Here is a 25,950-nt window from a genome sequence, read left to right on the forward strand (position 1 = left end):
TGCTTGGTAGCCGTTATGCATCAAAAAGAGTTGGCCACAACCCTATGGCGCCAAACGTGGCCTATGGCCATTGGCGTGCTGGCGCTATTGGGTTTTCAACTGGTTGATAGCGCGTTCATTGCTCGTTTGGGAACCGCGCCATTGGCAGCTCAGTCGTTTACCTTTCCGCTGTCATTTTTGATTATTGGTATTCAGGTAGGAATGGGTATCGCTATTGCCGCGCTTATATCCCGGGCGCTGGGCTCTGGAGAAGAAGAGCGTGCCAGGCGCCTAAGCAGCCTAGTGTTGATGGCCGGCGGTGGAGTAATTGGCTTATTGGCAATCATTTTGTGGCTATTTCATGTGCCTATTTTTCAACTGCTGGGAGCGGATGAAACGACGCTATCCTATATCCGTGTCTACTGGGGGCCTCAGCTGCTATCTACATGGTTAGGTGCGCTGCTGTATTTTAGCTATAGCGTATTTCGCGCCCATGGAGACACTCGGTTACCGGGTAAAATGATGGTGCTCAGCAGTCTTATCAACCTGGTTCTTGATCCTTTGTTTATTTTTGGTGTAGGTGATTGGCAGGGCTGGGGGTTGCCAGGCGCTGCTTGGGCTACCGCGATTGCTTTCTCGGTAGGGCTGGCGATCACAGGTTTGAAACTGGCCCGCCGCCAGTGGGCATCCTCAGAAGGATTGTGGCTAGAGACAAAACAGTCATGGCGGCCGTTTACTGGGATCGCCGCTCCGGCCATGGTCAGCCAACTGATGCCACCCTTAGCGGCCATGTTGGCTATCTCTGTGGTTGCAGGCCTGGGTGAAAGCGAAGTAGCCGCCTGGGGGCTGGCGAGCCGTTTGGAAACGCTTTCGCTAATGGTGATTTTGGCAATGACAATGTCACTGCCACCGTGGCTAGGGCGCTGCTATGGAGCGAACGACTGGGGGCAAATACACCAACTGATGAAATTAGCTATCAAAGTGGCGCTGTTTTGGCAGCTAGGCCTTGGCGTGGTGCTGGCGCTTGGCGCTCCTTGGCTGGCCATGGCGTTAGCAGGCAATCCAGATGTACAAAGTGAGCTGACGCTGTTGATCCGCTTCCTACTGCCTAGCTATGCCGCTCTTGGCGTCTGCATGTTAGTGGTATCTGCCGGTAATGCCCTGGGTTGGCCGTTGCGCGCGATGCTTTTGTCCAGTGCGCGACTATTTGTTTGCTACCTACCTTGCCTATGGGTGGGGTCTCAGCTCTTCGGCTGGTGGGGGCTAGCGGCCGGTGGGGCAGTGGGAAATCTGCTGGCAGGTTTAATGGCTTGGCGAGTGCTAACGCGTATTTTATCCCGCCCACACCGGCAGGCGGGATTCGTCAATTAGCGTTTTCGAACTGACTCTTGAAACGAGAAATATAAAAATAGTAACGCCATCGCTAAGTAGCCCATTACAAATTCGGGCGCGGCGTTAAAGGTGAGCTTAGGCGCATGCATTAAGCCGATAAACGAAAAGCCTGCTGCAATAGCTGCAAAGGCTGCCGCGCGTTTGAACTGATGATCGATGACTGACACCGTCATGGCGCCCAGCAAGATTGCCATAAACATAGCGCCTTGACCCATGACCACAATGGCGCTGGAAATGTCGCTAACCACTTCGCCAGCGCCACGGTTGAAGCGTGTCATCACATAGTTTGCGAAGTAGGGCAGCATGGCTAACGCAACGGCAGGATAGTAGCGTGTATCGTTGGCCTGAAACGCCGTCGCAATCATCGACATGCCCACAAAGACTAAAATAGGCGCGACCACAGAAACGGGAATAATCGCTGCTAGAGCGGCGATTAATCCGAACATAGTTGCAAGCGCATAGACGGCTCCATTGAGCAGGCTATAGCCTCGCCCTGCGCCCATCCACTTGGCGCCCACCGTTGCAATGTATACCGTGGTCGGGAACACGCCGCCAAATAGTGCTCCAATCATGGTGCCTACACCGTCCACTGCCTGGCACTCGCGTACATCATATTTGTCGCCGGCCGCTTCCATTGCCTCTACGTTATTCATTGTTTCAATAGCGTTATAGAGCGTGATGGGCAGCACTACCGTTAGTATGGCGAGCATGCTCGTTAGCAACAGCCCCAACCCTTCAAACCATGCCAAGTTAGGCAATAATGGGTAGAACCCTAGGTGAGTGAAAGCATCGCTAAAACGCTCTGTGTCCGCATCGCCAATTAAATAGGCCATGGTCGTGCCGACGATAATCGCAAACAGGGATGCGGGCAGCTTGAAAGGCATGCTGACCCGCGCGACTAGGCCGACGATGATGATCGCTAACACCAGCAGGCCTATGATCGGCATTTCAAGCGTCTTAAATAGCATTTCACCGGCGATGAATGTGAGTGCGACACCCGCAACGGCTCCAAGCATGGCGGCACGAGGCAGGTGATGCTGCACCCAACGGCCGATAATGCTAATGGCAGCTTCGATGCCACCACTGATAAAACAGGCGGCCACGGCGACTTTCCAGGCCATTTCCGCATCGCCGGTAAGCTGCTTAGCGGGCAGTAAAACACCGAATAAAAACACGAACATAACGGGGGTTGATATGCCGTAAGACAGCGCCGTCACATCAGCGCGGTTTTCTTTATGCGCCAGCCTTGTCGCACTCCAGGCATAGTAAAAATTTCCCACCATCACGGCGACTGCGGCGCCAGGCAATACCTGTCCATAAACAATGGAGGAGGGGAATCCCATGCCTAGCATCGTAATGGCGATGATAACGAAATTGGCAATATTGTTTTGAAACAGCGCGAAGAACGCGTCGGTATCTTCTTTTTTATACCAAGGATAGTGGGTGCTAGCAGCCGCCATGATAGGCCTCTAAAGTGTGATGATTGTTTACAAGGCTTCGCTGAGTGTGCCGAGGAATTGACTAATCGGTCAGGCGTTGCGTTGCAATGAGCGCCGCACGGGCGCCCCAGGCTCTGGCGGCAAGCGCGTAATTGTACACAAGTCGATATGGCATCCCAAGATACAAAAATGCCCAGGCATTGCCTGAGCATTTAGCGCATTACAAAACGTAATGCTAGTCGTTGACGGCAGCAATAGCTTTGGCAAGGTAGGGCAGGTTCTCATTAGAAAACCCCGCTACGTTGGCACGGCCTGAACGCACCATGTAAATGCCAAATTCATCGCGTAGGCGATCGACCTGTTCCGGCGTTAGGCCAGTGTAGGAGAACATGCCGCGCTGTTCAGCAACGCACGCATATTTCTGGTCCAGCCCGTAAGGCTTCAGTGCTTCAACAAAATCGCGGCGCAGGGTATTGATGCGGTCGCGCATTTCGGTCAGCTCTTCACGCCACATCGCGGTAAGCTCTGCGTCATGTAGAATTTCGCTGACAATAGAGCCGCCGTGAGCCGGTGGGTTGGAATAGTTTTCCCGAGCAACGATTGCCGCCTGTGAGCGGATGTTGCCCATCTGCTCGCTATCTTTAGCCACCATGATCAAGCAGCCGGTGCGCTCACAGTAAATGCCGAAGTTTTTCGAGCAAGAACTGGTAATAATGACTTCATCAAGATTTTCAGCCAGCAAGCGAACGCCGTAAGCGTCTTCTTCTAAACCTTCGCCAAACCCTTGGTAAGCAAAATCGATTAGCGGTAGTAGCTTACGCTCGCGAACAATCTCTAATACTTCCTGCCACTGATCATGGGAAAGATCAAAGCCAGTCGGGTTATGGCAGCAGGCGTGCAGGACAACGACATCGCCCTGTGGAATGCTTTTTAGCGCAGCGCGCATACCGTCAAAATCCAGACGGTTATCGGGATCCACATAGGGATACTTGTGAAGCTCAATACCCGCGGCGGTGAAAATGCCGTGGTGGTTTGGCCACGTGGGGTCGCTGACCCAAATGCCTTTGCCTGGCAGCTGCGATGCGATGAAGTCAGCCGCTAGGCGCAGTGCGCCGGTACCACCCGGTGACTGGGTAGCGCTGGCACGATTGGCTTTTAATACGGAGGAGTCAGCGCCAAATACCATGGGCAGCACTACTTCGCCATAGCTTGGGGCACCGTGAGAGCCAATATACGTTTTCGTCGTTTCATTCTTGAGCAGGCGAGCTTCTGCTTCCTTCACGGCACGCATTACCGGTGTATTGCCCTGAGTGTCGCGGTAAACACCAACACCTAAATCCACTTTTTGTGGATTGGTATCTTTTTTGAAAGCTTCGATCAGCCCGAGAATGGCGTCTCCTGGGACTCGCTCAATATGCTCAAACATTTAATCGGCTACCTCGTCAGTTCTGGCGGCAAGAATGAAGTCATTTAGTTGCAGGCCTTTAATAGTATGGGTCCACCATGTAACGGTGGTTTTGGCCCACTCCGTGATAATAACGGGATGATGGCCAGCCTGCTCTGCAATATCGCCAACGCGCTGAGTGAATGCCAGGGCGCTAGCAAAATCGCGAAACTTAAAGCATCGCGACAGCTTCATGATGCCATCGTGCTCGACAATCTGCCACTGGCTAAGGCTTTTTAGCCGTGTGAATGCCTCTTTTGGACTCAGCGGTGGCACATTCTTACTGCATGGTTCACAGATTAGGCTGGCGAGCTTTTCCATGATGGAGCTCCTGCTGCTGTGAGGAAATGATGAGCGATAAGACGGCTTATTTAGCGAACTATTAGTGTCACTATCAGCGTAGAAGACGAACGCAGTCGCGGCCTACGCTTTTTGCGCTATACAGCGCCTGATCGGCTCGCTCAATGAGGCTCGTTAAAGGCTCGCCGCAGCGGTACTCGGCAACCCCTATGCTCAGAGTTACATGGCCTGCCCCATAGCAAAGTCATGCGCACTAATTTATTCGAGGCGTTATCGGTATTTAATGATAAAATTAATTACTTTTTAATATATAGAATCTAATTTTTATTCCTCGAGGTGGTTTCTTGGAAGCAGGACGACAGCACGGTGATCAGCCATATGGCTGGGTGAGTTTGGTCGGAGCCGGCCCTGGTGACCCAGAATTACTGACGCTCAAGGCCTATAAACGCCTGCAAGCGGCCGAAGTGGTGCTCTATGACCGCTTAGTTAGTGATGAAATTCTGGCGTTTATACCTAGCGAAGCGCAGCGCTACTATGTTGGCAAGGCTCGTTCGCTGCATAGCGTGCCTCAAAATGAGATTAATCAAGCGTTGGTGGCATGGGCTCATCAAGGAAAGCGCGTCGTACGCCTCAAAGGCGGTGACCCATTTATATTTGGCCGAGGAGGCGAGGAGCTAGAAGCGCTGCGGGCCGCCAAGGTTAGCGTGGAAGTTATTCCTGGCGTCACGGCAGCCTCAGGCTGCGCCGCTTATGCGGGTATTCCGCTTACCCATCGGGACCATGCGCAGTCGGTTCGGTTTGTTACCGGACACTTGCAACAGGGGGAGTGCGAGCTTGACTGGGATGCACTTGCCCGACCCGCGCAAACGCTTGTGTTCTATATGGGGTTAGGCAGCGTTAGAGTCATTAGTCAGGCGCTGATAGAGCACGGACTGCCACCAGAAACGCCGCTTGCGCTTATCGAGCAAGGCACTACGCGTCAGCAGCGCACGCACGTGGGAACCCTTTCATCGCTGCCCGATGCTTTCTTGGCGGGCGACATAAAACCACCTACGCTGCTTATAGTCGGCAGCGTGGTGTCATTACACACGACCCTTGCATGGTTTGACGTGCTGGAGGGACAGGCGTCAGGCTTTCATGAAGGTAAACATTCACCTTAGTCAGCAGCATTAGCTTTTAAGCTAAGCGGTAGCCCGGTCGTCGCATGGCTATAAGAGTTTACTAACAGACTGGCTAGATGCAGTGAGCTGTGTATGCTGAAAGGGTAATCGTCCGCCGCTAGGGAATCACTGTTGCTAAAGCATTTCTTCAGTTTGGACACACCTTGGCTTGCCAATCTAAGCGTAGATCATAGAGGAACGCATAATGTCAGAAGACAATCATTCAGATAACCATTCAGACAATCTGCCGCCAGCCAACAAGCCGGAGCCGGTCAAACAAGCGGATATGAAAGCGCTCTTTCAAGACAATCGAGTAAAAGCCATTGCAGGCATCGCGGCAATCGCGGTTATTTGGGCAATCATGGCGCAGTCTAATGCGAGCACACGTCAAGATCGTGTCGATAGCCTTGAAGAGCAACTAGCCAGTGCTGAGCAAGAAAACAGTCAGATGAAACAGCGCGTTAGCGAAATTGATGAAGCCGAAACGAATCTCGCTACGTTGCAGGAAGAGCGGGATTCCTTGCAGGCACAGCAGGATGAGGCTAACGCTGCGCTCCAGAGTGCTCAGGGTGACGTCAGCGAGGTTCAGACGCGCTTAGAAGAGCTTGAAGCTGAGCGGGATAAGCTACAAGAAGAGATTTCAGCATTGAATGAGCAGTTAGAAAATGCTGAAAACGATATGACGGGACTGCGCGAAGAGCGAGATGAAATCGCCAACACCCGTGACGAAGCAGAAAGTAATTTGCAGCAGGTTGAGGAAGCTCGCCAGAGCGCTGAGGATGCCCGTCAAGAGGCCGAAGCTGCACGCCAGCAGGCTGAAGAGCAGCGTCAGCAAGCGGTAGACGATTTAAGTGCTAAGGAAGAAGAGCTGTCTGCACTGGAAGAGCAGATTAGCCAAACGACCGAGCAGCAAACTAGCCTAAATGAGGACGTTTCCACTGCTCAGGGTGAGCTTGACGATTTGATGACGGCTCTAGACGCTGGACGCGAAGAAGTGGCGAGTGTCGAGAGTAATCTTGAGGAGCGTGAAAGTCAGCTGCAGCGTTTAGAGAGCCAGCTAGGTGAATGGCGTGATGAGCTTTCCACACTAGACAGCCGCTTAGCGGATGCAGAAAACTCAGTCAGCGAAGCCGCAGCAACTTCGCAAGACAGCTCTGATGAAGAGAATACGCCTGACAATAGCGATGAAAGCGCCAACGATAGCGACGGCGGCAGTCAAGAATCAGAGCAGAATGCTGGCTGAAACGTGACTAAGCGCTTACCCTTTATCGCTAAGCGCTGATGCTGAAAATAAGAGCGGGTGCCGGGCAACCGGCGTCCGCTTTTTGCTTGTTGGTTTATGATTGTTGCGCTGAGGAGTATCATTCACTCAATGATTAATCTAAGGGGCTATTTTAATTAAGCGCCTAACAATGAAAGGAGTGCCATTGGATGGATGGGGTTAAGCATATTATTGCAGTGGCATCAGGCAAAGGCGGCGTGGGTAAATCTACCGTCACCGTTAATTTGGCGCTGGCGTTAGCCGCACAGAATTATCGCGTGGGCGTTCTTGATGCTGATATTTACGGACCCAGCCAAGCACAAATGCTCGGTGTTAAAGAGGGCGTACGCCCACAGGCCGCGGCCAATAATAAATTCCTACCGCTTGAGGCCCATGGTATTCAAGCCATGTCGATGGCCTTTATGGTTAACACCCGTGAGCCAATGGTATGGCGTGGACCGATGGTGGTGGGTGCCTTTCAGCAGATGTTGACGCAAACCCAATGGGATAACCTAGATTTTCTGCTGATTGACATGCCCCCAGGCACCGGTGATATCCAGCTAACGCTGGCGCAAAAAGTGCCGGTAGCAGGCGCCGTGATCGTCACAACGCCGCAAGATATTGCTCTATTAGATGCCCGTAAAGGGATTGAAATGTTCCGCAAAGTTAACGTGCCGGTGTTGGGCGTTGTTGAGAACATGAGTCTTTACCACTGTGAAAATTGTGGCCATGAAGCAGCTATTTTTGGTGCCGGAGGCGGTGATAGCATTGCCCAAGAGTACGATACCCAAGTGCTTGGACGGCTGCCATTAACGCTTTCTATCCGTGAGTTAACGGATTCAGGCAGGCCGAGCGTCGTATCTGAGCCAGAAGGTACGGTGAGCCAAACCTTTGCAGCGATTGCCAAAAAAGTAGCCGAAGCGGTAAACATGAGCCAAAACGAAGGCCCTACCATTTCCTTTAGCGAGTGATAACGTACTAGATGAGTATCAAATCTGATAACTGGATTCGTCGCATGGCCAAAAGCGATGCAATGATCGAGCCGTTCGAGGCTGAACAGGTGCGCTATGTGAACGATCAGCGCGTCATTTCCTATGGCACATCAAGCTACGGATACGACGTTCGCTGTGCTGATGAATTCAAAGTGTTTACTAATATTCACTCGGCGATTGTCGATCCTAAAGCCTTTGACGCGAAAAGCTTCGTCGATATTAAAGGCGACGTTTGTGTTATTCCGCCAAACTCATTCGCATTAGCGCGTACGGTAGAATACTTTCGCATTCCGCGTAATGTACTCACTATTTGCTTAGGTAAATCTACCTACGCGCGCTGTGGCATTATTGTTAACGTCACGCCGCTTGAGCCTGAGTGGGAAGGCCATGTGACGCTTGAGTTCTCTAATACGACGAATTTGCCTGCGAAAATCTATGCTCATGAAGGCGTTGCGCAGATGCTATTCTTAGAGTCCGATGAAGTATGCGCTACTTCGTATAAAGATCGTGGTGGCAAGTACATGGGCCAGCGCGGGGTTACGTTGCCGCGCACTTAAGGCTCGCTATGAAAAACGCCTGACGGAATATCAATCTCCGTCAGGCGTTTTTTGTTTCAATTTTTTCAACTCAGTCCTGGCGCGTTTGCTGAACGCTATTACAGGTGCGATTCGTCGTCAGGCTCCTCATCAAGCTCTTCCGCCGCATCGGCATGGGAGAGGCGCATTCCGTATTCGGGTAGCAGCTGTCCGTCCATTTTGGCGCCATCTGCACTGAACTGCAGCCTGCCTTCTAAGAACCACTGTACCGCAATCGGATAAAGCAGATGTTCGCGCGAGCGTACCTTCTCTTGAAGCGTTTCTACCGTGTCATCAGTACTTACCTGTAGCTCGGCTTGTAATACCACCGGGCCGCCGTCTAGCTCTTCGGTCACAAAGTGGACACTGCAGCCGTGGCTTTCCACGCTGTCGGCCAGAGCCCGCGCGTGGGTATTAAGCCCCGGGTAGTTGGGCAGCAGCGACGGGTGGATGTTGAGCATACGTCCCAGGAAACGTTGCACAAAGCGAGGCGTTAAAATACGCATAAAGCCTGCCAGAATGATGAGATCCGGCTCGTGGCGTTCAATGACTTTAATCAATGCGCCATCATAGGCTTCGCGGCTGTCATATTCGCGATGGGGCAGCGCGACCGCTTCAATGCCTGCTTCATGGGCTCGCTTTAAGCCGTAGGCATCAGCGATATTGGATATGACCGCAACGATTTCACCACCGCCTAAGCGGTCATGTGACTGAGCATCAATCAGCGCCTGCAGATTGCTGCCATTGCCAGAAACCAGTACAACGATACGTCGAGCACCGACAGGTTCTGGCGTTACGTCTTTAATGGTGTCGCTTTGGTAGTCCGTATTGGTCATGCCGAGAGGCTCTCCAGAATGACGGCTTCCTCTTGGCGTTTAACGATCTTGCCCAGGCGGTACACGGTTTCGCCCTGCGTTTCTAAGTAAGCGACTGCCTCATCCGCTTGTTGCTGTGAGACCACCACCACCATGCCAATGCCGCAGTTGAGGACGCGATGCATTTCGGTTTCGTTGACATTGCCGTGTGCCTGTAACCAATCAAACACGGCGGGGCGTGTCCAGCTATTAATATCAATGTGGGCAGCCAGGTCATCAGGCAGAACGCGGGGAATATTTTCCAGCAGCCCGCCACCGGTGATGTGCGATAGCGCGTGCACGGCGATATCACTTTCGCGCATTAAAGACAGCAGTGATTTAACATAGATGCGGGTAGGCGCCATTAGCGCATCGCCTAGGGTCGTACCGTCAATGTCGGTGTCGAGCGAGGCGTTGCTAACATCAAGAATTTTGCGGATCAGCGAGTAGCCGTTGGAGTGCGGACCTGATGACGCAAGGCCCAACACAACGTCGTTTTCAGAGACTTTGCTGCCATCCAAAATGTCTGCTTTTTCAACGACGCCGACGCAAAAGCCTGCTAAATCATAGTCGCTACCTTCATACATCCCCGGCATTTCGGCGGTTTCGCCACCGACTAACGCGCAACCCGCCAGTTCGCAGCCAGCGCCAATTCCGGTGACAACGTCGGCAGCAATATCCACATCGAGCTTACCCGTGGCATAGTAGTCAAGAAATAGCAGTGGCTCGGCGCCGGCGACGATCAAGTCGTTGACACACATCGCGACTAAATCAATCCCAATGGTGTCGTGTTTGCCAAGATCCATGGCTAGGCGCAGCTTGGTACCGACTCCATCGGTGCCTGAGACAAGAACGGGCTGCCGATAGCCTGCCGGTATTTCGCACAGTGCGCCAAAGCCGCCAAGTCCACCCATTACTTCTGGGCGAGTAGTGCGCTTGGCAACGTGTTTAATGCGGTCAACCAGGGCGTTACCGGCATCAATATCGACGCCTGCGTCCTTGTAGCTGAGGGAAGGAGTAGCCGAAGAAGAAGAGGTCTCGGTCATGACAGATCCTGTGAAGCAAATAGCGGTGCTGGTAGTGCTGGCGACATGGCCAGTGCTGGACGATAACTGAAGCGGATTGTAACACTCAGTGGCGCAGGCCGCACCGCTGTGTAACATGTTGAAAAGCTTACGAGCAGGTTTTGCTGATATACGGCATAGTAACGCTTAGTGAAAATGATCGATTTAAATCCATATTTGAGAGGGAAGCATGCGCAATTCTTGGTGGGGTGTCCTGTTTTTGGTAGTGATAGGCGGTTCTATATATTTGCTAGATTCAGTGCTGATGCCTTTTATTGCTGGGATGATTCTCGCTTATTTGGCCGACCCGCTGGCTAATCGCTTCCAGCGCTGGGGTATGAATCGGCCCCTGGCGGTGAGTAGTGTGTTTTTAGTCCTGCTCATCATTCTAGTGGTGAGTTTGCTGATATTGATACCGCTGGTTGTTCAGCAACTTAAGCAGTTGGGAGAAGCTATTCCGAGTATTTTCAACTGGGTCGAAAACATACTGGCTCCCCAGGTGCAGGAATGGACAGGTTATGACTTGACCGCAGAGTTAACCAATGCCCGTGAAACGCTCGCTGAGAACTGGCGCGATGCGGGTGGTTATTTAGCGCAGGCACTGGGCCAGATTGGTCGTTCGGGGATGGCGTTTGCGTCCTGGGTGACTTACGTTGCATTGATTCCCGTGGTGACTTTTTATCTACTTTTAGACTGGAATCGGTTGCTCGACAATATTGCTAATTTAATCCCCCGTCAGTGGGCTGATGATACCTTTCGCTTAGCGCGCCGCTGCGATGATGTACTTTCCTCATTTTTACGCGGACAGCTGCTGGTCATGCTCTGCTTAGGGATTATTTATGCAGTAGGTTTGACGCTGATGGGGCTTAACTTCGGCCTGCTGATCGGCTTTGTGTCTGGGCTGGTGAGCATCGTACCGTTCTTGGGTTTTATTGTCGGCTTGGTGATCGCGCTTGTGGTGGCGCTCTTTCAATACGCCACGTGGTGGGCTGTGGTGGGCGTGATTTTAGTCTTCAGCATTGGTCAAATGGCTGAGAGCGTGGTACTTCAACCTAAGCTGTTGGGCGATAAAATTGGCCTACATCCGGTAGCGGTTATCTTTGCCGTGTTGGCGGGTGGAAAGCTGTTTGGTTTAACCGGGGTATTGTTGGCACTACCGGTGGCTGCGGTGATTTTGGTGCTGCTTAAAGAAGTCAAAGTACGCTATCAGCACAGCGAGCTGTACGACGATAAAAATACCGACGATCAGCCAAAAATTATCGAGGTAAGTTCGTCATATCATGATGAGTTGAGTCGTGATGATAAACGGGAGTCACCATGAGCCGAACACCGGCACAGCTTCCTCTGGGCATTGGTTTACGTGATGATGCCACGTTTGATAACTACTATCCGGGGCGTGCGAACGCTTCGCTAGTAGAGCATGTCACCCAGCAGCTAACGGTAGAGGGTGAGCAGTTTCTATACCTGTGGGGGGCGCCTGGCGTAGGGCGCAGTCACCTGCTTCAAGCGGCCTGTCACGCAGCGTCAGATGCAGATAAGCGCGCGCTGTATTTGCCGCTGGGCGACTTAGGCCACTTTCCGCCGCTGATGCTGGAAGATATCGAGCGGCTGGATCTTGTGGCTATCGATGATTTGGAGTGCGTAATCGGGCGCAAGCGCTGGGAAGAGGCCCTGTTTCACGCTTTTAATCGGCTGCGGGACGCAGGTAAAAGGCTATTGATTGTTGCTAATGCCTCTCCACGCCAATTAAATGTGCAGTTGCCTGATCTCGCTTCGCGGTTAACCTGGGGGGTTACTTTTCACGTTCATCCGCTAGATGACGACAGCGAGCGTTTGGCTGCTCTAAAGCTACGTGCCAGCGTGCGAGGCATACAGCTACCCGACGACGTGGGTCGCTATATTCTACATCGAGGCCCGCGTGAGCTAGGTGAGCTTTGTCGTGCGGTTGAAACGCTTGATAAGGCGTCGCTGACGGCTCAGCGTAAACTGACGATACCGTTTGTAAAGTCTGCCCTGGGTTGGTAAGGACTAGTTTATCAATAGGGGTAAAAAATGATTCGACAACCACTAAAACGCCACCGTAGGCAGGGCCTGCGGTGGCGTTTTAACGAGCTGGTTCACCCGCTTATAATATGGGTAAAGCGTTAAGCGGTTTTGCTCATTTTGCTAGCGGCGGTTTGCGCTTGCTTGACATTGTCTTCAGTCAATTTTTGGCTTTTCTGAATAAAATCCTGCTGCAATGACACTACTTTATCCGCATCGCCCTTAGCGCGCTCGGCCAATTCTTTAGCAACGTTTTGCTGGCTTTCCATATAGCTACGCAGGCCTTCCGCGTCTTTTACGTTCATCATCTGACGCATCTGCGCGATGCCTGTGTCTGTATAGGCTTTGCTGGCATCCATCTGAGCATTGATCATTTTTTCAGCGTAATCAACGCTTAATGTCATAAAAGCACGTGCAGGCGCCATAAACATATTGTCAAACTGCTGGGTCATTTCATTCGTATTAACAGTATTCATATCCATTCCCTCTAGGGTTGCAACAGCACGGCCAGAGACAGCACTGCTAAAATAGATTGCCAGAAACAGCCATCCAGAGGTGGGTACTGCTTACGTACTGGCATCTATACGCGTTATCTTGCCATGCAGCATAGCAAAGACTTTTGTGCGGTGCAACATTGGCTTTAAACGCATGTGCTGAGCAGTTCGTTAAGACTTTATTGAAGACGTCTTTTTTTGAAGCAGGCTTTATTTGATAAGCGTTTGGCAACCCTTGGCGAACGATATCACGGCTTTGCGCTCAGACCAGGAGGAGTCGTCATATTCATAGGAGGACCAGCAATGGCAACACGTATTGAACGCGATAGCATGGGTGAGTTGGAAGTGCCCGCAGATGCCCTTTACGGTGCGCAAACGCAGCGAGCAATTAATAACTTTCCGGTTTCTCACACGCCCATGCCCCCGGCCTTTATTCATGCGGTTGTTCGCATCAAATTAGCCGCAGCACGTGTCAATCAAGCATCGGGGGAGCTTGATAATGAGCGGGGAGAAGCGATCCAGAAAGCTGCGCGTGAAGTGCTAACCGGTATTCATGATCAGCATTTTCCCATTGATGTGTTTCAAACCGGCTCAGGTACCTCCTCTAACATGAACGTCAATGAGGTGTTGGCCAACCTGGCGTCCCGAGAGGGTGTCGACGTCACTCCCAATGATCACGTCAATATGGGGCAGTCGAGCAACGATGTGATTCCAACCGCTATTCATCTCTCGGCCGCCATTGGTGTGCATGAAACTCTCCGGCCCGCGCTGGTACATTTGCGTGACACGATTGACCGCCGTGCTAGTGAGCTAAGCCATATCGTTAAAACGGGCCGCACCCATTTAATGGATGCTATGCCGCTACGCATGGATCAAGAGCTAGGCGCTTGGTCAAGCCAGCTCAATCAAGCCATCGAGCGGTTTGATAGCGCAATGCAAAGGCTTTGCCGTTTAGCGCAGGGTGGCACTGCGGTGGGCACTGGCATCAATGCCCCTGATGGATTCGCTGAGCAGGTTGCTCAGGAACTCAGTGAACAGACGGGGTTAATGTTTGCTCCTAACGATAGTTTTTTTGCCAGTCTCTCGTCACAAGATGCGGCGGTAGAGCTGTCAGGGCAGTTAAAAGGTCTGGCCTGTGTGATTATGAAAATTGCCAATGATCTGCGCTGGATGAATTCAGGACCGCTGGCTGGGCTGGGTGAAATTGAGCTTGAGGCGCTGCAGCCCGGCAGCTCAATCATGCCGGGTAAAGTAAACCCTGTGATTCCCGAGTCAGCCGCTCAGGCCGCTGCACAGGTTATTGGCTTAGACGCGGCGATTACCGTTGCGGGACAAAGCGGTAACTTCCAATTGAATGTCATGCTGCCGCTAGTGGCTTCCAATTTGCTCACTTCAATTAACTTGATGAGCAATACTTCTCGACTGCTCGCTGATCGCGCAATTGCGACCTTTAAGGTGCGTGAAGAGAATCTGAAAGCGCCCCTGGCACGCAACCCTATTCTGGTAACGGCGTTAAATGGTGTGATTGGCTATAACGCAGCGGCCGCTATTGCCAAAAAGGCCTACCAGGCGGGTAGGCCGATCATTGATGTTGCTGAGGAGAATACAGACCTGGATAGGGAAACGCTTGAGCGCCTGTTAGATCCGGCCGTATTGACGCAAGGCGGTATTCCCGAGTAACCCGGCCTTTGGGGGGCGTCAGCAATTAGGTTTCTTGATGTTCGGTTTTGCCTTCTTGAATCGTTTCGCTGGCCTCTTCCTGTTCCTCTGCGCTGGCTTCGGGCGTTTCATGCTCGTCTTTGCGCGAGGGGCGATAGCAAAAGGTCGCGAGGATAGGGTAGTGATCTGAGCCGAAGTAGCTTAGGCGCTGCATGCCTACCAAGGTGAAGTGCTCGGTCACGAAAATATGGTCCAGAGGCCAGCGTAACATTGGATATTTAGCGTGGAAGGTGCTGAATAACCCGCGGCCTCGGCGTGGGTCGAGCATGCCGCCAACGCGACAAAAGAGCCGTGTTGTCCGTGACCACGCTACGTCATTAAGATCGCCAGCTACTAGCGTCGGCTGTGGGTTGTCATAAATCTTCTTGCCGACGAGTAACAGCTCCGCGTCGCGCCACAAAGATTTCTCACTCTCGCTGGGCGCAGGCGGGCGTGGGTGCAGTGCGTAGAGGCAAAGCTTCTCACCGTTTTCTAACGTGACGGTAGTATGAATAGACGGAATATCATCTTGGATCAGCCACTCTATGGAAGTATTGGTTAGCTCCAAATGCGAGTAGAGGTGCATGCCGTAAAGATTGTCGAGCGGGATTTTAACGCTATTGGGCCAGTTTTCTTTCAATGCGGGGTCTAGCTGGTTTTCCCACCACTGATCAGACTCAAGCGTCAGTACGATGTCAGGCTGATGCTTGTTTATCATGTCGATAAGCGATTGGGCCTGCCGATTTGGCGTTAAAACGTTAGCGATTAGCAACGTAATGGTGCGGCCTTTATCTGGACTTTCTGCCGCTTGAACCTGCACAGGCCAAAGCGGTGTCCATGGCAAGATGTAATAGGCCTGAACCAAAAAGGTAATGCCTGATGCGCCTAGTGCAATCCACTGCCAGCGTCCTGAATCAACAAAGTTAGCCGCCAGTATAAAGTCCGCGAGCGCTACGCATGCAATCTGTAAGCGTGGAAATTCAAAACTGCGAATCCACCACCAGTGCAATTCGATGCGCGCAATGAGCGTGGCTAATAACAGCGCGATGGCGATGCTTCCTAGCAAAATACCGAGCATGGCTTACCTCCCTATAGATAATGGCCATCATACTAAAATACTTAGCCTGCGATGTAATAATATAAGTGCACGGGTTAGACGATAATTTGTTATCGAGTGAGTCGTACAAAGAAGCGAAGCAGAGCAGGGAAAAAGCTTGCAATTCAGTGGTAAGGACGTACAATTCGCATCCGTTGCTTGGCACGATTGTGTCTGCGAGCAGTGCCAGTAGGACCATAGCTCAGTTGGTTAGAGCGCCACGTTGACATCGTGGAGGTCGGCGGTTCAAATCCGCCTGGTCCTACCAAATTTTACAAGCATCAATTTTAGGAGCATAGCTCAGTTGGTTAGAGCGCCACGTTGACATCGTGGAGGTCGGCGGTTCAAATCCGCCTGGTCCTACCAATTATCTCAAAACACCTCGTGCAATAACGCATGAGGTGTTTTTGTATTTGTGCTAGTTAGCTTCGGCGGTGAAATTGGGTAAATCAGTTTGCTGAATAAAGGTGGCAACAAGCGCTTCAATGCCAGCTTGATCTTGCTGCGTGAAGCGCCCGTGCAGTGGGCTATCTAAATCTAGTACGCCCCAGAGGTGGCCATTGACAACGATAGGAACCACGAGCTCGGAGCGTGAGTTGGCATCGCAGGCAATATGATCTTCAACTGCATGTACGTCGTCGATTCGCTGAGTGGTTTGCTGGCGCGCAGCGGCACCGCAGACACCTTTGCTGAAGGGGATCGGATGGCATGCAGGATGGCCTTGGAAGGGCCCCAGGCTGAGTACGTCAGATTGACGCTGAAGGTAAAAACCTACCCAGTTTAAATCGCTAAGCTGTTGAGCGATAAACGCGCCTGTCTGTGCGCTGTTGGTTAGCCAGTCCCGTGTGTCCAGCAGCGCTTCCAGCTGGCGGTTAAGCATCGAGAAATCGACTGTGGTTTGCATGTGGCTTCCTTGTTTAGAAACCGGATAAGACCGGTGTTTTTTTCAAAGCGCACAAAGCCGGCGCAGGGCCGGCTTAGCATATCTTTTTACTGCGAAGGAGGCAGTGCTTGGCGTTACTTAGTCCAGCCGGGAACGGCCGCGCCTTTGAATAACTCTTCCGCTTTTTCAATGACTTCATCACGCTGATAGGCATCGACCAGTTGGCGAATCTCTTCGCGCTCTTCATCACCCGCACGCACGGCGATCAGGTTGACGTAAGGCGACTCAGGGCCTTCTTTAATCAGGGCGTCATCAAGGCTTAAGCCCGCTGGCTGTGCAAAGGTATTGTTGATGAACGCCATGTCAACATCGGGCAGTACGCGCGGTAGCTGAGCTGCTTCAATTTCACGGAAGCGGAAGTTGCGCGGGTTTTCAGCAATATCGATAGGCGTTGCTTCAAGGAATTCCGGATCGTTAAGGGTGATCAGGCCTTCATTGTGCATCAAGATCAGCGCACGACCTTCGTTGGTCGGATCATTGGGTAGAGCAATTTGTGCGCCGTCAGGCAAGTCATCAATGCTGTCGTATTTCTCCGAGTAAGCGCCAATCGGATAAACGAAAGTGTAGCCTGCCACCGCGAGCTCGTAACCACGGTCGTTAATCATGGTGTCTAGGTAGGGTTCGTGCTGGTAGGCATTAGCATCTAAGCTGCCATCCGCGAGCGCAACGTTAGGTGTGACGAAGTCAGTAAATTCAATGATTTCGACATCAAGGTCGTATTCTTCTTTAGCGATGCGTGCCGCTACTTCCATTACTTCTGTTTCAGGGCCCGCAACGGTACCCATTTTGATGCTGCGAGTCTCTGCGTTGGCGACATTCACCGCAAGGGCTAGGACTGTCAGGCTACCGATAATGAGCTTTTGCATGGCGTTTCTCCAATCACGTTGTAGATAATGCTGCAATGATGCGGGAATAAAAACTCTGTGTCTAATTCGTTTTGGTTATATGTGGCCGAGTAATTATAATGGGCCAAATAAATAGCTACTTGCGATCACTTTTACGAACCAGGTAGTCGCCTAGGCTCTGGAAGCCTTGCACCATGATGACCAGAATCACGACCGTAATGAGCATAATGGTCGGGTTGAAGCGGTTATAGCCATAGCGTATGCCTAAATCGCCTAGGCCACCGCCACCGACTGCACCTGCCATGGCCGAGTAGCTCACCAGCGTTACGACGGTAATCGTTAAGCCCGTCATGATGCCGCCGCGAGCCTCTGGAATGAGTACTTTGCAAATGATCTGCCAGGGCGTGGCGCCCATTGCTTGTGCGGCTTCAATGAGCCCCGGTGAAAGCTCATTGAGCGCCGCTTCAACCAAGCGTGCAATAAACGGAATGGCGGCAATCGTTAGCGGCACCGAAGCTGCATTGATGCCAATCGACGTGCCAACAAGCATGCGCGTAAAAGGAATGATGGCCACCATCAAAATGATAAAAGGGATTGAACGGCCAATGTTAGTAATGACGCTAAGCGCTTGGTTAAGCACAGGCTTTGCTAATATTTGGCGGGGGCGCGTGACGTAAAGCAATACGCCTAGCGGTAGGCCAACCAGCGTTGAAATCAGCCCCGATATGGCCACCATGTAAAGAGTGTCCAGCGTGGCCTGTAAAATAAGATCAATCATTGCGCTGGACATAGCCAAGTACCTCTACCTGCAATTGATGAGATTCAAGATACGCCATGGCCTGCTGAGTTTGCGCCGCCGTACCTAATAGCTCTGCAATCATTAAGCCCAGGGTGCGTTCCTGAATAGATTCTACTTTAGCCTGCAAAATGCTGACGTCGACACCGCATTCACGGGCAAGGCGCGAAATGAGCGGCGTTGAGACCGCGTCGCCCGAGAAGGTGAGACGGACTACAGGGTGAGTATTATGGCCGGGCGCGTCCATGAGTCGTTCAATCAGCTCTTTAGGCGGCGTTAGCTGCAGGAAATCATTGAGGAATTCTCGGCCCAGCTGAGTGCGCGGTGCGGTGAAAAAGTCGCCCACTTCAGCGTCTTCAACCAGTTTGCCGTCAGAAATCAGGCTCACTCGATGGCAAATCGATTTCACCACCTCCATTTCATGAGTAATCAATAAGATGGTAATGCCAAGCTGACGATTAATGTCACGCAGCAGCTCCAGAATTGAGCTGGTAGTTTGCGGGTCGAGTGCCGAGGTCGCTTCATCGCAAAGTAGAACCTGCGGCTTGCTAGCCAGCGCACGTGCAATGGCCACGCGCTGTTTTTGTCCGCCAGAAAGCTGAGCAGGGTACTGATTGGCTTTGTCCGCCAGCCCAACCATTTCCAGCAGCGGAATAACACGCTCACGCACGGCGTGACGTTTTTGACCCATTAGTTCAAGGGGAAGCGCGACGTTGTCGAATACTGTACGTGTGGTGAGCAAATTGAAGTGCTGAAAGATCATCCCAATTCGGTGGCGTGCCCGATTAAGCTCTGCGTTGCTTAAGCGCGTCATTTCTTGACCATCTACCTTAACGCTGCCACTCGTGGGCCGCTCAAGTAGATTGACGCAGCGAATCAGCGTGGACTTGCCTGCGCCGGAAAGCCCAATGACGCCATGAATTGCGCCTTTTGGAACGCTAAGGCTGGCATTTTTGAGTGCATGGACAGCGTTTTTGTCGTTGTCCTTTCTTTTGCCGACAGAGGTGTTGCTGAAGTAGGTTTTACTGACGTTGCTAAGTTCAATCATAGCGTCTGCCTTAACGGTAGGCCGAAGACGGGTGCGGGGGTGCAAATTTCAAGTGGCCAAGGGGAGGGCTGAAAATAAAAAAAGCCACCCGCCTGGGTGACCATCAGCGCTGGACACACCCTATTAGCTGCACTTCACCTAACAATGGCTTGGCCAATAAGTAGGTGGACGCCCGCAATATGGGTACAAATCGGCGTCATTAAATTTGCGACCAAAGTTTAAATATGCCGACATGCCCTGTCAATCACATCCGTCTGATTGTATGTTTTAAGCTGGAAAAATAGCGATATTTCCTGACATTGGTCACTTTTTTCGTATTTTTTACTAATCAATATGCTTGGTCATATGTTTGGCTTGGCTGGGTGAGAGGTTGCTTAGCCATTCAGCATTATCGGCTTAGCAGGCAATATATTGGAGAAGAGTGCGCAAGAGCGAGGCACCAGTAGTAAGCTTGTGCCCAGAATTCCGCTAGCGCTGAAATTTAGGAGATAAGAGCTTTATGTTTACTGGCATTGTGCAAGGGGTTGCGAAGGTAGTGGCAGTGCGTGAACTGGATGAGTTTCGCGTGCACATAGTTGAAATGCCTCTCTCAATGCGAGCGGGCCTTGAGATCGGCGCATCGGTTGCCCATAACGGAGTGTGTTTGACGGTAACGTCGATCGAGGGTGATAACGTAAGCTTTGATTTAATGCGCGAAACGCTGCGTTTGACCAATCTTGGTGCCATTACGCCAGGGCAGTGCGTCAATATAGAGCGGGCGGCGCGCTTTGGTGATGAAATTGGCGGGCACTCGATGTCGGGTCATATTATTTCTATGGCAGACGTGGTGGCGATTGAAGAGGCACCCAATAATCGTCGCCTGTGGTTTGCCCTTCCCGAACGGCTTGGCCGCTTCGTATTTGAGAAGGGCTATATCGGTGTCGATGGCATTAGCTTGACGATAGGCGACGTGCGCCAAACAGAGGCCGGCGCTGAGTTTAGCGTTAATTTAATTCCTGAAACGCTGGCACGCACTACTCTTCAAGACCGGGCGCCTGGGGATCAGGTCAATATTGAAATCGATCCACAAACGCAGGTCATCGTTGAAACTGTAGAGCGTATTCTGGCTACGCAGCCGCGGGTTTAACAGGTAGGCCTTCCATAGTAAGGCCTATAGCAGCGGTGATTATTATATTGGTGCGTTATGGAATTGACCAATTGGTTAGCCCATGGCCTGAAGATTGCTTGGCATTAAGCCGCGGGACTTTCTCGCGATTAGGGGCCGCTATGCTGGGGCGCTCGCATCACGTGGAGCGTTTCGGTAGTATGTGCGGCTTTTCTGGGCACCGGAACGCATGCTGATGCGGCGTTAGCGCTAAGGACAACAATATTCATGAAACGTCTGGATAACTACTTCAAGCTCTCCGAGCACAAAACCAATGTAAAGACAGAAGTTATCGCAGGGATCACCACGTTCCTGACGATGGCTTACATTATTTTTGTCAACCCAAGCATCCTTTCTGAAGCGGGGATGGATTACGGCGCAGTGTTTGTGGCCACCTGCTTAGCGGCGGCTATTGGTTGTTTCGTGATGGGGCTGTGGGCTAATTACCCCATCGCCCAGGCGCCTGGTATGGGATTGAACGCTTTCTTTACCTATGGCGTAGTGCTAGGGATGGGCTACACCTGGGAAGCAGCGTTGGGAGCGGTGTTCTTTTCTGGTCTGACGTTCTTTTTACTCAGTATTTTCAGAATTCGCGAATGGATTATTAATGCCATTCCGATGTCGTTGCGGCTGGGGATTGCGGCCGGTATCGGGCTGTTCCTGGCGATGATTGCGCTTAAAAACGCAGGGATTGTCGTTGCTAATCCTGCCACCTTCGTTTCGCTGGGAGATCTCTCTCAGCCGCCGGCTATTTATGCCTTGCTGGGCTTCTTTGTTATTACCGCTCTCTCTTACCTGCGGGTAACCGGCGCAGTAATGATCGGTATTTTGGGCATCACCGTACTGGCGATGCTGCTTGGGCATAACCAGTACGGTGGATTAATGTCGATGCCGCCTTCCATTGCACCTACCTTTATGGCGATGGATTTGATGGGTGCGTTAGATGTAGCGATGCTCAGCGTGATTTTCGCTTTCTTGTTTGTGGACCTATTTGATACTTCGGGCACCTTAGTGGGCGTTGCTCATCGGGGTAAGCTGCTAGATAAAGACGGCAAGCTGCCCCGCATTGGTCGCGCCATGATGGCCGACAGTACCGCGTCTATGGCGGGTGCTGCGTTGGGTACTTCAACCACGACGAGCTATATTGAATCAACCGCGGGTATTGCCTCGGGCGGCCGTACCGGTTTGACCGCAGTAGTGGTTGGCGTGATGTTCCTTATCAGCCTGTTTTTTGCACCGCTAGCCGGCTCTATTCCTGCCTACGCCACCGCCGGTGCGCTGCTATACGTTGCGGTATTGATGGCGGGTAGCTTGGCGCATGCCAACTGGGATGACCCTACCGATGCCGCGCCGGTTTTGATTGCAGCCCTGGCGATGCCACTGACGTTCTCCATTGCTGAGGGGATTGCGCTGGGCTTTATTAGCTATGTTGCCATCAAAACATTGTCGGGCCGTTTCAGCGATCTGAATCCAGCTGTCATTATTTTGTCGCTGCTGTTTGCCGCGAGATATCTATTCATGGGGTGATGACCCCCTGATTTTGACTCTTTTCTACTGTTTTTTTACTACTTTTTCTACTAATCGATGAGAGGCGCGATGAGTATCTACGGCGACTACATTAAGTCCGTCATTCGCACGGTTCCTGACTGGCCTGAGCAGGGCGTAAATTTTCGTGATATCACTCCTTTGTTACAAAATAGCGCGGCTTTTCGCAAGCTGATTGATAGCTTTGTTCATCGTTATCAAGAAATGAACCTGGATGCCATCGCGGCCATCGATGCTCGTGGGTTTATCATTGGCGCACCGCTGGCATATGAATTGGGTTGCAGCTTTGTCCCGGTGCGTAAGAAGGGCAAGCTGCCGTTCAAAACCATCAGTGAAACGTACACGCTTGAGTACGGCCACTCGGAGGTCGAGCTACATTCCGATGCTTTCCAAAAGGATGACCGCATTCTGTTGATGGATGACCTGATAGCGACCGGTGGCACGATGATGGCAGCGGCAAATCTCATTCAACGCAGCGGTGGCAACGTCGTTGAGACAGCCACTATTATTGATCTGCCTGAGCTGGGTGGTTCACAGAAAATTCGCGATGCCGGTTACAGCGTATTCGCAGTTTGTTCTTTCAACGAAGACGAGTAATCCCCATGAGCAGCGACCGTTATCACCAACACTTCACTGTTTCCTGGGATCAGCTGCACCGCGATGTGCGTGCGCTTTGTCACCAGATGATCGAGCGTGATTTTAAAGGCATCGTGGCGATTACGCGTGGCGGTTTAATTCCTGCTGCATTAATTGCGCGGGAATTGGATATCCGGCTGATCGATACCGTGTGCATTAAAAGCTATGACCATATGGATCAGGGCGGTCTGGATATTATGAAGGGCGTCGAGCACGACGGCGACGGATGGCTACTGGTTGATGACTTAGTCGACACCGGTAAAACGGCGCGGGCAGTGCGTAAAATGCTACCCAAGGCGCACTTTGTCACTATTTATGCCAAGCCGGACGGCCGCCCCTTAGTCGATCAATATCTGACAGAAGTGGCTCAGCAGTGTTGGATCCAGTTTCCCTGGGACATGGGCGTCGCTTACGTTGAGCCGCTTGTTGATCAACTGAAGAGGTAAGCATGGCCAATCCACTTCCCAACGATTGGAGTCAGTGGCTGGGTAATGAGTTTGAGGCAGATTACATGCTGGCGCTAAAGGCATTTTTAGCACAGCAAAAGTCGGCCAAAAAAGTTATCTACCCGCACTCTACGCAGTGGTTTCGTGCTTTCGAACTGACCCCGTTAAGCGAAGTGAAAGTGGTCATTCTAGGCCAGGACCCTTACCACGGCCCCCATCAGGCGCACGGCCTGTGTTTCTCTGTGCAGGCCGGTATTCCCGTGCCGCCGTCGCTGGTTAATATCTATAAAGAGTTGGCCACCGATGTCGGCTTTACGCCGGTGCGCCACGGTCATCTGGAAGCGTGGGCGAGACAGGGCGTGCTGTTATTGAATACTTCGCTCACCGTTGAGCAGGGTAATGCGGCATCCCATCGAGGAAAAGGATGGGAGCCGTTTACCGATCGCGCTATCGAGACGGTTAGCAAGCATTCGCCGCCCTGTGTATTTCTCCTTTGGGGGAGCCATGCACGCCAGAAGATCGCGTTAATTGATCAAAGCCGGCATTTAATACTCGAAGCACCTCACCCTTCACCGCTTTCAGCGTACCGAGGTTTCTTCGGCACACGGCATTTTTCACAAGCAAATCAGTTCCTGCAAGCGCAGGGGCGAGCGCCTATTGAGTGGCAATTACCGGAAACCCCTTAACCTAGAAACGGGTTGCGGTTAGAATGTGCGCAATTTTGCGCCTAATGAAAGATCTCAGGTTGCCATTCTGAATCCCCTGCAGTGAGGAAGTCCCATGAGTGTTTACGCTATTAACCATCCGCTTGTTCAACATAAATTGGGGCTGATGCGTGAAGTTGATCTGAGCACTAAGAGCTTTCGTGAACTAGCAGGTGAAGTCGCCAAACTGTTGACCTATGAAGCAACCAAAGGTCTGGAACTTGAAGACCATGAGATTCAGGGCTGGAACGGCGAGCCGATCGCCACGCGTCGGTTAAAGGGTAAAAAAGTCACCGTTGTGCCCATTTTACGTGCCGGACTTGGCATGTTGGAAGGCGTAACGGACCTTATCCCCAGTGCGCGGGTCAGCGTCGTAGGGCTTTACCGCGATGAAGAATCGCTGCAACCGGTTCCTTATTTCGCCAAGTTTGCCAACGATATTGAAGAGCGCATGGCGATTGTCATTGATCCTATGCTGGCAACAGGCGGTTCTATGGTCGCCACGTTAGATATGTTGCGCGAGCGCGGCTGTGAACACATGAAAGTGATTGTGCTAGTCGCCGCACCGGAAGGCATTAAGCGGGTGCAGGAAGCCTACCCTGATGTCGAAATTTATACCGCTTCCGTTGATGACCGATTGGATGAAAATGGCTATATCGTTCCAGGGCTAGGCGACGCTGGCGATAAGATTTTCGGAACGCGCTAAGCGTCCTTTTTCAGACTGCCCCTTACGTTCTGCGTTAGGGGCATTTTTTTGCACATTACAATTTAATCATCTCTAGGATATCACCGATGCGTGACGTTGCCGGCCAAACTGAGTCGTGGGCAAAAGTGCTATTAACCGGTACGCAAATGCTCTTTGTCGCGTTTGGTGCCTTGGTATTAGTGCCTCTTTTAACCGGGCTTGATCCAAGTGTCGCTCTGTTTACAGCTGGTGTGGGCACGCTGGTGTTCCATTCAGTCACTAGCCAAAGCGTACCGGTGTTTTTAGCCTCATCGTTTGCCTTTATTGCACCTATTCAAGGCTCGGTAGCCAGCTTTGGCATTCCAGCTACGATGGGTGGGCTAATGGCGTCTGGCTTGGTGTATGTGGTTATTTCACAAGCCGTGCGCTTAAAAGGTACCGCTTGGCTGCACCGGCTACTGCCTGCGGTCGTGGTCGGGCCAGTCATTATGGTAATTGGTCTTGCGCTGGCGCCCGTCGCTGTGAGTATGGCCACAGGTGAAACTAGCGATAACATTGGCTATGGTGCCGCCATTTTCTTATCAATGACCAGCTTGCTGGTGACGCTGCTGCTCGCCGTTTTTGGGCGTGGGCTGCTAAGATTATTGCCGATTATTGGCGGGATTTTTACGGGCTATGTGCTAGCGCTACTAATGGGTGTGGTCGACTTTACGCCGATTCATGAGGCCGCATGGCTATCGATGCCCAGCTTTACAGCACCAAGTTTTCATTGGGCCGCTATCCTGTTCATGATCCCCGTTGCTATTGCCCCGGCGGTTGAACACATTGGTGATATGGTGGCTATTGGATCGGTGACGCGCAAAAACTATCTTGAAAAGCCGGGTCTGCATCGCACTTTACTCGGCGATGGATTAGCAACGACGGTAGCTGCTTTATTTGGTGGGCCGCCCAATACAACCTATTCAGAAGTAACGGGGGCAGTGACTCTCACGCGAGCATTTAACCCAAAGTACATGATAGTCGCCGCGATCGTCGCCATTATATTAGCCTTTGTTGCTAAGCTAGGCGCATTTTTGCAAACCATTCCGGGCCCTGTGATGGGCGGCATTATGACGCTGTTGTTTGGTTCTATCGCAGTGGTAGGAATGAATACACTTGTACGTGCTGGGCAATCGCTAACGGCACCCCGCAATCTAGTAGTGGTCTCATTGATACTGGTGTTTGGAATTGGTGGTATGCAGTTTGGGGATGGCCAGTTTACGCTGCAGGGCGTCAGCTTAGCTGCGCTAGTGGGTATTGTGCTGAACTGGCTACTACCCCAAGAGCAAGAGGGCGAATAACATTAGCGTTTTGAACACCGCGTGCAT

At 51.9% G+C, this 25,950-nt stretch carries 27 protein-coding genes and 2 tRNA genes; 17 read left to right on the forward strand and 12 right to left on the reverse strand.

Annotated elements, in window-relative coordinates; translation table 11 throughout:
* The first annotated feature begins 15 nt into the window (after positions 1-15).
* On the forward strand, positions 16-1,350 hold the full coding sequence (locus ACT3RP_RS13930) for an MATE family efflux transporter (protein ID WP_096282349.1): 1,335 nt from the start codon (positions 16-18) through the stop codon (positions 1,348-1,350).
* Here ACT3RP_RS13930 and ACT3RP_RS13935 read toward each other — a convergent pair.
* The 4 genes from ACT3RP_RS13935 to ACT3RP_RS13950 form a co-directional block, all read right to left on the reverse strand.
* Entirely contained in the window at positions 1,347-2,831 is a 1,485-nt protein-coding gene (locus ACT3RP_RS13935; RefSeq protein WP_483394010.1) for an NCS2 family permease, read from the reverse strand. The two genes, ACT3RP_RS13930 and ACT3RP_RS13935, sit on opposite strands and share 4 nt — an antisense overlap.
* A gap of 214 nt (positions 2,832-3,045) precedes the next feature.
* Positions 3,046-4,236 carry an amino acid aminotransferase gene (locus ACT3RP_RS13940; protein ID WP_096279695.1) on the reverse strand — a complete coding sequence of 397 codons (1,191 nt, stop codon included), beginning with the start codon at positions 4,234-4,236 and terminating at the stop codon, positions 3,046-3,048.
* Positions 4,237-4,575: a 4a-hydroxytetrahydrobiopterin dehydratase gene (locus ACT3RP_RS13945; protein WP_096279697.1), complete on the reverse strand. Its 339-nt coding sequence runs from the start codon at positions 4,573-4,575 to the stop codon at positions 4,237-4,239. It lies immediately after the preceding gene.
* 73 nt (positions 4,576-4,648) lie between these two features.
* Positions 4,649-4,771 (reverse strand): diguanylate cyclase domain-containing protein, encoded by a 123-nt coding sequence (locus ACT3RP_RS13950; RefSeq protein ID WP_407647811.1) that lies wholly within the window; start codon positions 4,769-4,771, stop codon positions 4,649-4,651.
* Between the two features lie 127 nt (positions 4,772-4,898).
* On the opposite strand from ACT3RP_RS13950, the gene cobA reads away from it, so the two are divergent.
* From cobA to dcd, 4 genes are all read left to right on the forward strand, one after another.
* Positions 4,899-5,714, forward strand: coding sequence for a uroporphyrinogen-III C-methyltransferase (cobA, locus tag ACT3RP_RS13955; protein WP_225734427.1), 816 nt, complete (start codon positions 4,899-4,901; stop codon positions 5,712-5,714).
* Positions 5,715-5,919: 205 nt separating this feature from the next.
* Entirely contained in the window at positions 5,920-6,957 is a 1,038-nt protein-coding gene (locus ACT3RP_RS13960) for a coiled-coil domain-containing protein (RefSeq protein WP_483394011.1), read from the forward strand.
* A gap of 188 nt (positions 6,958-7,145) precedes the next feature.
* Positions 7,146-7,946, forward strand: a complete 801-nt coding sequence (apbC, locus tag ACT3RP_RS13965; RefSeq protein WP_483394012.1) for an iron-sulfur cluster carrier protein ApbC — start codon at positions 7,146-7,148, stop codon at positions 7,944-7,946.
* 11 nt (positions 7,947-7,957) lie between these two features.
* Complete coding sequence (dcd, locus tag ACT3RP_RS13970) at positions 7,958-8,524, forward strand: dCTP deaminase (protein ID WP_096279703.1); 567 nt, start codon at positions 7,958-7,960, stop codon at positions 8,522-8,524.
* A gap of 98 nt (positions 8,525-8,622) precedes the next feature.
* On the opposite strand, the gene purN is transcribed toward dcd, so the two are convergent.
* Together purN and purM are read right to left on the reverse strand one after the other, a co-directional pair.
* A complete protein-coding gene (gene purN, locus ACT3RP_RS13975; RefSeq protein WP_096279705.1) occupies positions 8,623-9,378 on the reverse strand; it encodes a phosphoribosylglycinamide formyltransferase in 756 nt (251 codons plus the stop codon).
* Entirely contained in the window at positions 9,375-10,442 is a 1,068-nt protein-coding gene (purM, locus tag ACT3RP_RS13980; protein ID WP_441684298.1) for a phosphoribosylformylglycinamidine cyclo-ligase, read from the reverse strand. The genes purN and purM overlap by 4 nt, the downstream gene beginning before the upstream one ends.
* Positions 10,443-10,650: 208 nt before the next feature.
* Between purM and ACT3RP_RS13985 the strand changes: the two genes are divergently transcribed.
* A complete protein-coding gene (locus ACT3RP_RS13985) occupies positions 10,651-11,781 on the forward strand; it encodes an AI-2E family transporter (protein WP_096279709.1) in 1,131 nt (376 codons plus the stop codon).
* Positions 11,778-12,485 (forward strand): DnaA regulatory inactivator Hda, encoded by a 708-nt coding sequence (gene hda, locus ACT3RP_RS13990; RefSeq protein ID WP_483394013.1) that lies wholly within the window; start codon positions 11,778-11,780, stop codon positions 12,483-12,485. Before ACT3RP_RS13985 ends, hda begins: the two co-directional genes overlap by 4 nt.
* Positions 12,486-12,604: 119 nt before the next feature.
* Here the strand turns inward: hda and ACT3RP_RS13995 are convergent, their stop codons facing one another.
* Entirely contained in the window at positions 12,605-12,979 is a 375-nt protein-coding gene (locus ACT3RP_RS13995) for a phasin family protein (protein ID WP_096279713.1), read from the reverse strand.
* A 321-nt stretch (positions 12,980-13,300) separates the two neighbouring features.
* Between ACT3RP_RS13995 and ACT3RP_RS14000 the strand changes: the two genes are divergently transcribed.
* Complete coding sequence (locus ACT3RP_RS14000) at positions 13,301-14,677, forward strand: class II fumarate hydratase (RefSeq protein WP_096279715.1); 1,377 nt, start codon at positions 13,301-13,303, stop codon at positions 14,675-14,677.
* Positions 14,678-14,702: 25 nt separating this feature from the next.
* Here ACT3RP_RS14000 and ACT3RP_RS14005 read toward each other — a convergent pair whose 3' ends face one another.
* Positions 14,703-15,773 carry an endonuclease/exonuclease/phosphatase family protein gene (locus tag ACT3RP_RS14005; RefSeq protein WP_483394014.1) on the reverse strand — a complete coding sequence of 357 codons (1,071 nt, stop codon included), beginning with the start codon at positions 15,771-15,773 and terminating at the stop codon, positions 14,703-14,705.
* Positions 15,774-15,982: 209 nt separating this feature from the next.
* Here ACT3RP_RS14005 and ACT3RP_RS14010 point away from each other — a divergent pair.
* Both ACT3RP_RS14010 and ACT3RP_RS14015 read left to right on the forward strand, forming a co-directional pair.
* Positions 15,983-16,059: transfer RNA gene (locus ACT3RP_RS14010), tRNA-Val, on the forward strand.
* A 21-nt stretch (positions 16,060-16,080) separates the two neighbouring features.
* Positions 16,081-16,157: transfer RNA gene (locus ACT3RP_RS14015), tRNA-Val, on the forward strand.
* A gap of 52 nt (positions 16,158-16,209) precedes the next feature.
* Here ACT3RP_RS14015 and ACT3RP_RS14020 read toward each other — a convergent pair.
* From ACT3RP_RS14020 to ACT3RP_RS14035, 4 genes are all read right to left on the reverse strand, one after another.
* A complete protein-coding gene (locus ACT3RP_RS14020; protein WP_444672460.1) occupies positions 16,210-16,695 on the reverse strand; it encodes a GAF domain-containing protein in 486 nt (161 codons plus the stop codon).
* 113 nt (positions 16,696-16,808) lie between these two features.
* Positions 16,809-17,600 (reverse strand): MetQ/NlpA family ABC transporter substrate-binding protein, encoded by a 792-nt coding sequence (locus ACT3RP_RS14025; protein ID WP_096279721.1) that lies wholly within the window; start codon positions 17,598-17,600, stop codon positions 16,809-16,811.
* A gap of 115 nt (positions 17,601-17,715) precedes the next feature.
* On the reverse strand, positions 17,716-18,369 hold the full coding sequence (locus ACT3RP_RS14030; RefSeq protein ID WP_096279723.1) for a methionine ABC transporter permease: 654 nt from the start codon (positions 18,367-18,369) through the stop codon (positions 17,716-17,718).
* Positions 18,350-19,423: a methionine ABC transporter ATP-binding protein gene (locus ACT3RP_RS14035; RefSeq protein WP_483394015.1), complete on the reverse strand. Its 1,074-nt coding sequence runs from the start codon at positions 19,421-19,423 to the stop codon at positions 18,350-18,352. The genes ACT3RP_RS14030 and ACT3RP_RS14035 overlap by 20 nt, the downstream gene beginning before the upstream one ends.
* 499 nt (positions 19,424-19,922) lie before the next feature.
* Between ACT3RP_RS14035 and ACT3RP_RS14040 the strand changes: the two genes are divergently transcribed.
* The 7 genes from ACT3RP_RS14040 to ACT3RP_RS14070 all read left to right on the forward strand — a co-directional run bounded on the left by ACT3RP_RS14040 (position 19,923) and on the right by ACT3RP_RS14070 (position 25,923).
* Positions 19,923-20,549 (forward strand): riboflavin synthase subunit alpha, encoded by a 627-nt coding sequence (locus tag ACT3RP_RS14040; protein ID WP_444625590.1) that lies wholly within the window; start codon positions 19,923-19,925, stop codon positions 20,547-20,549.
* Between the two features lie 246 nt (positions 20,550-20,795).
* Positions 20,796-22,094 (forward strand): NCS2 family permease, encoded by a 1,299-nt coding sequence (locus ACT3RP_RS14045; protein ID WP_096279729.1) that lies wholly within the window; start codon positions 20,796-20,798, stop codon positions 22,092-22,094.
* A 69-nt stretch (positions 22,095-22,163) separates the two neighbouring features.
* Positions 22,164-22,709 (forward strand): adenine phosphoribosyltransferase, encoded by a 546-nt coding sequence (locus ACT3RP_RS14050; protein ID WP_096279731.1) that lies wholly within the window; start codon positions 22,164-22,166, stop codon positions 22,707-22,709.
* A 5-nt stretch (positions 22,710-22,714) separates the two neighbouring features.
* The gene (gpt, locus tag ACT3RP_RS14055; protein ID WP_096279733.1) at positions 22,715-23,194 is read left to right on the forward strand and encodes a xanthine phosphoribosyltransferase; all 480 of its coding nucleotides are present in this window, start codon (positions 22,715-22,717) and stop codon (positions 23,192-23,194) included.
* A 2-nt stretch (positions 23,195-23,196) separates the two neighbouring features.
* On the forward strand, positions 23,197-23,880 hold the full coding sequence (gene ung / locus ACT3RP_RS14060) for a uracil-DNA glycosylase (RefSeq protein WP_483394016.1): 684 nt from the start codon (positions 23,197-23,199) through the stop codon (positions 23,878-23,880).
* 94 nt (positions 23,881-23,974) lie between these two features.
* Entirely contained in the window at positions 23,975-24,604 is a 630-nt protein-coding gene (gene upp / locus ACT3RP_RS14065; RefSeq protein ID WP_235039476.1) for a uracil phosphoribosyltransferase, read from the forward strand.
* Positions 24,605-24,690: 86 nt separating this feature from the next.
* The gene (locus ACT3RP_RS14070; protein WP_096279739.1) at positions 24,691-25,923 is read left to right on the forward strand and encodes a uracil-xanthine permease family protein; all 1,233 of its coding nucleotides are present in this window, start codon (positions 24,691-24,693) and stop codon (positions 25,921-25,923) included.
* The last annotated feature ends 27 nt before the right edge of the window (positions 25,924-25,950 follow it).

The sequence above is a fragment of the Halomonas sp. AOP5-B2-8 genome (genome assembly GCF_052376475.1).
GTDB classification, from domain to species: Bacteria; Pseudomonadota; Gammaproteobacteria; order Pseudomonadales; family Halomonadaceae; genus Vreelandella; species Vreelandella casei.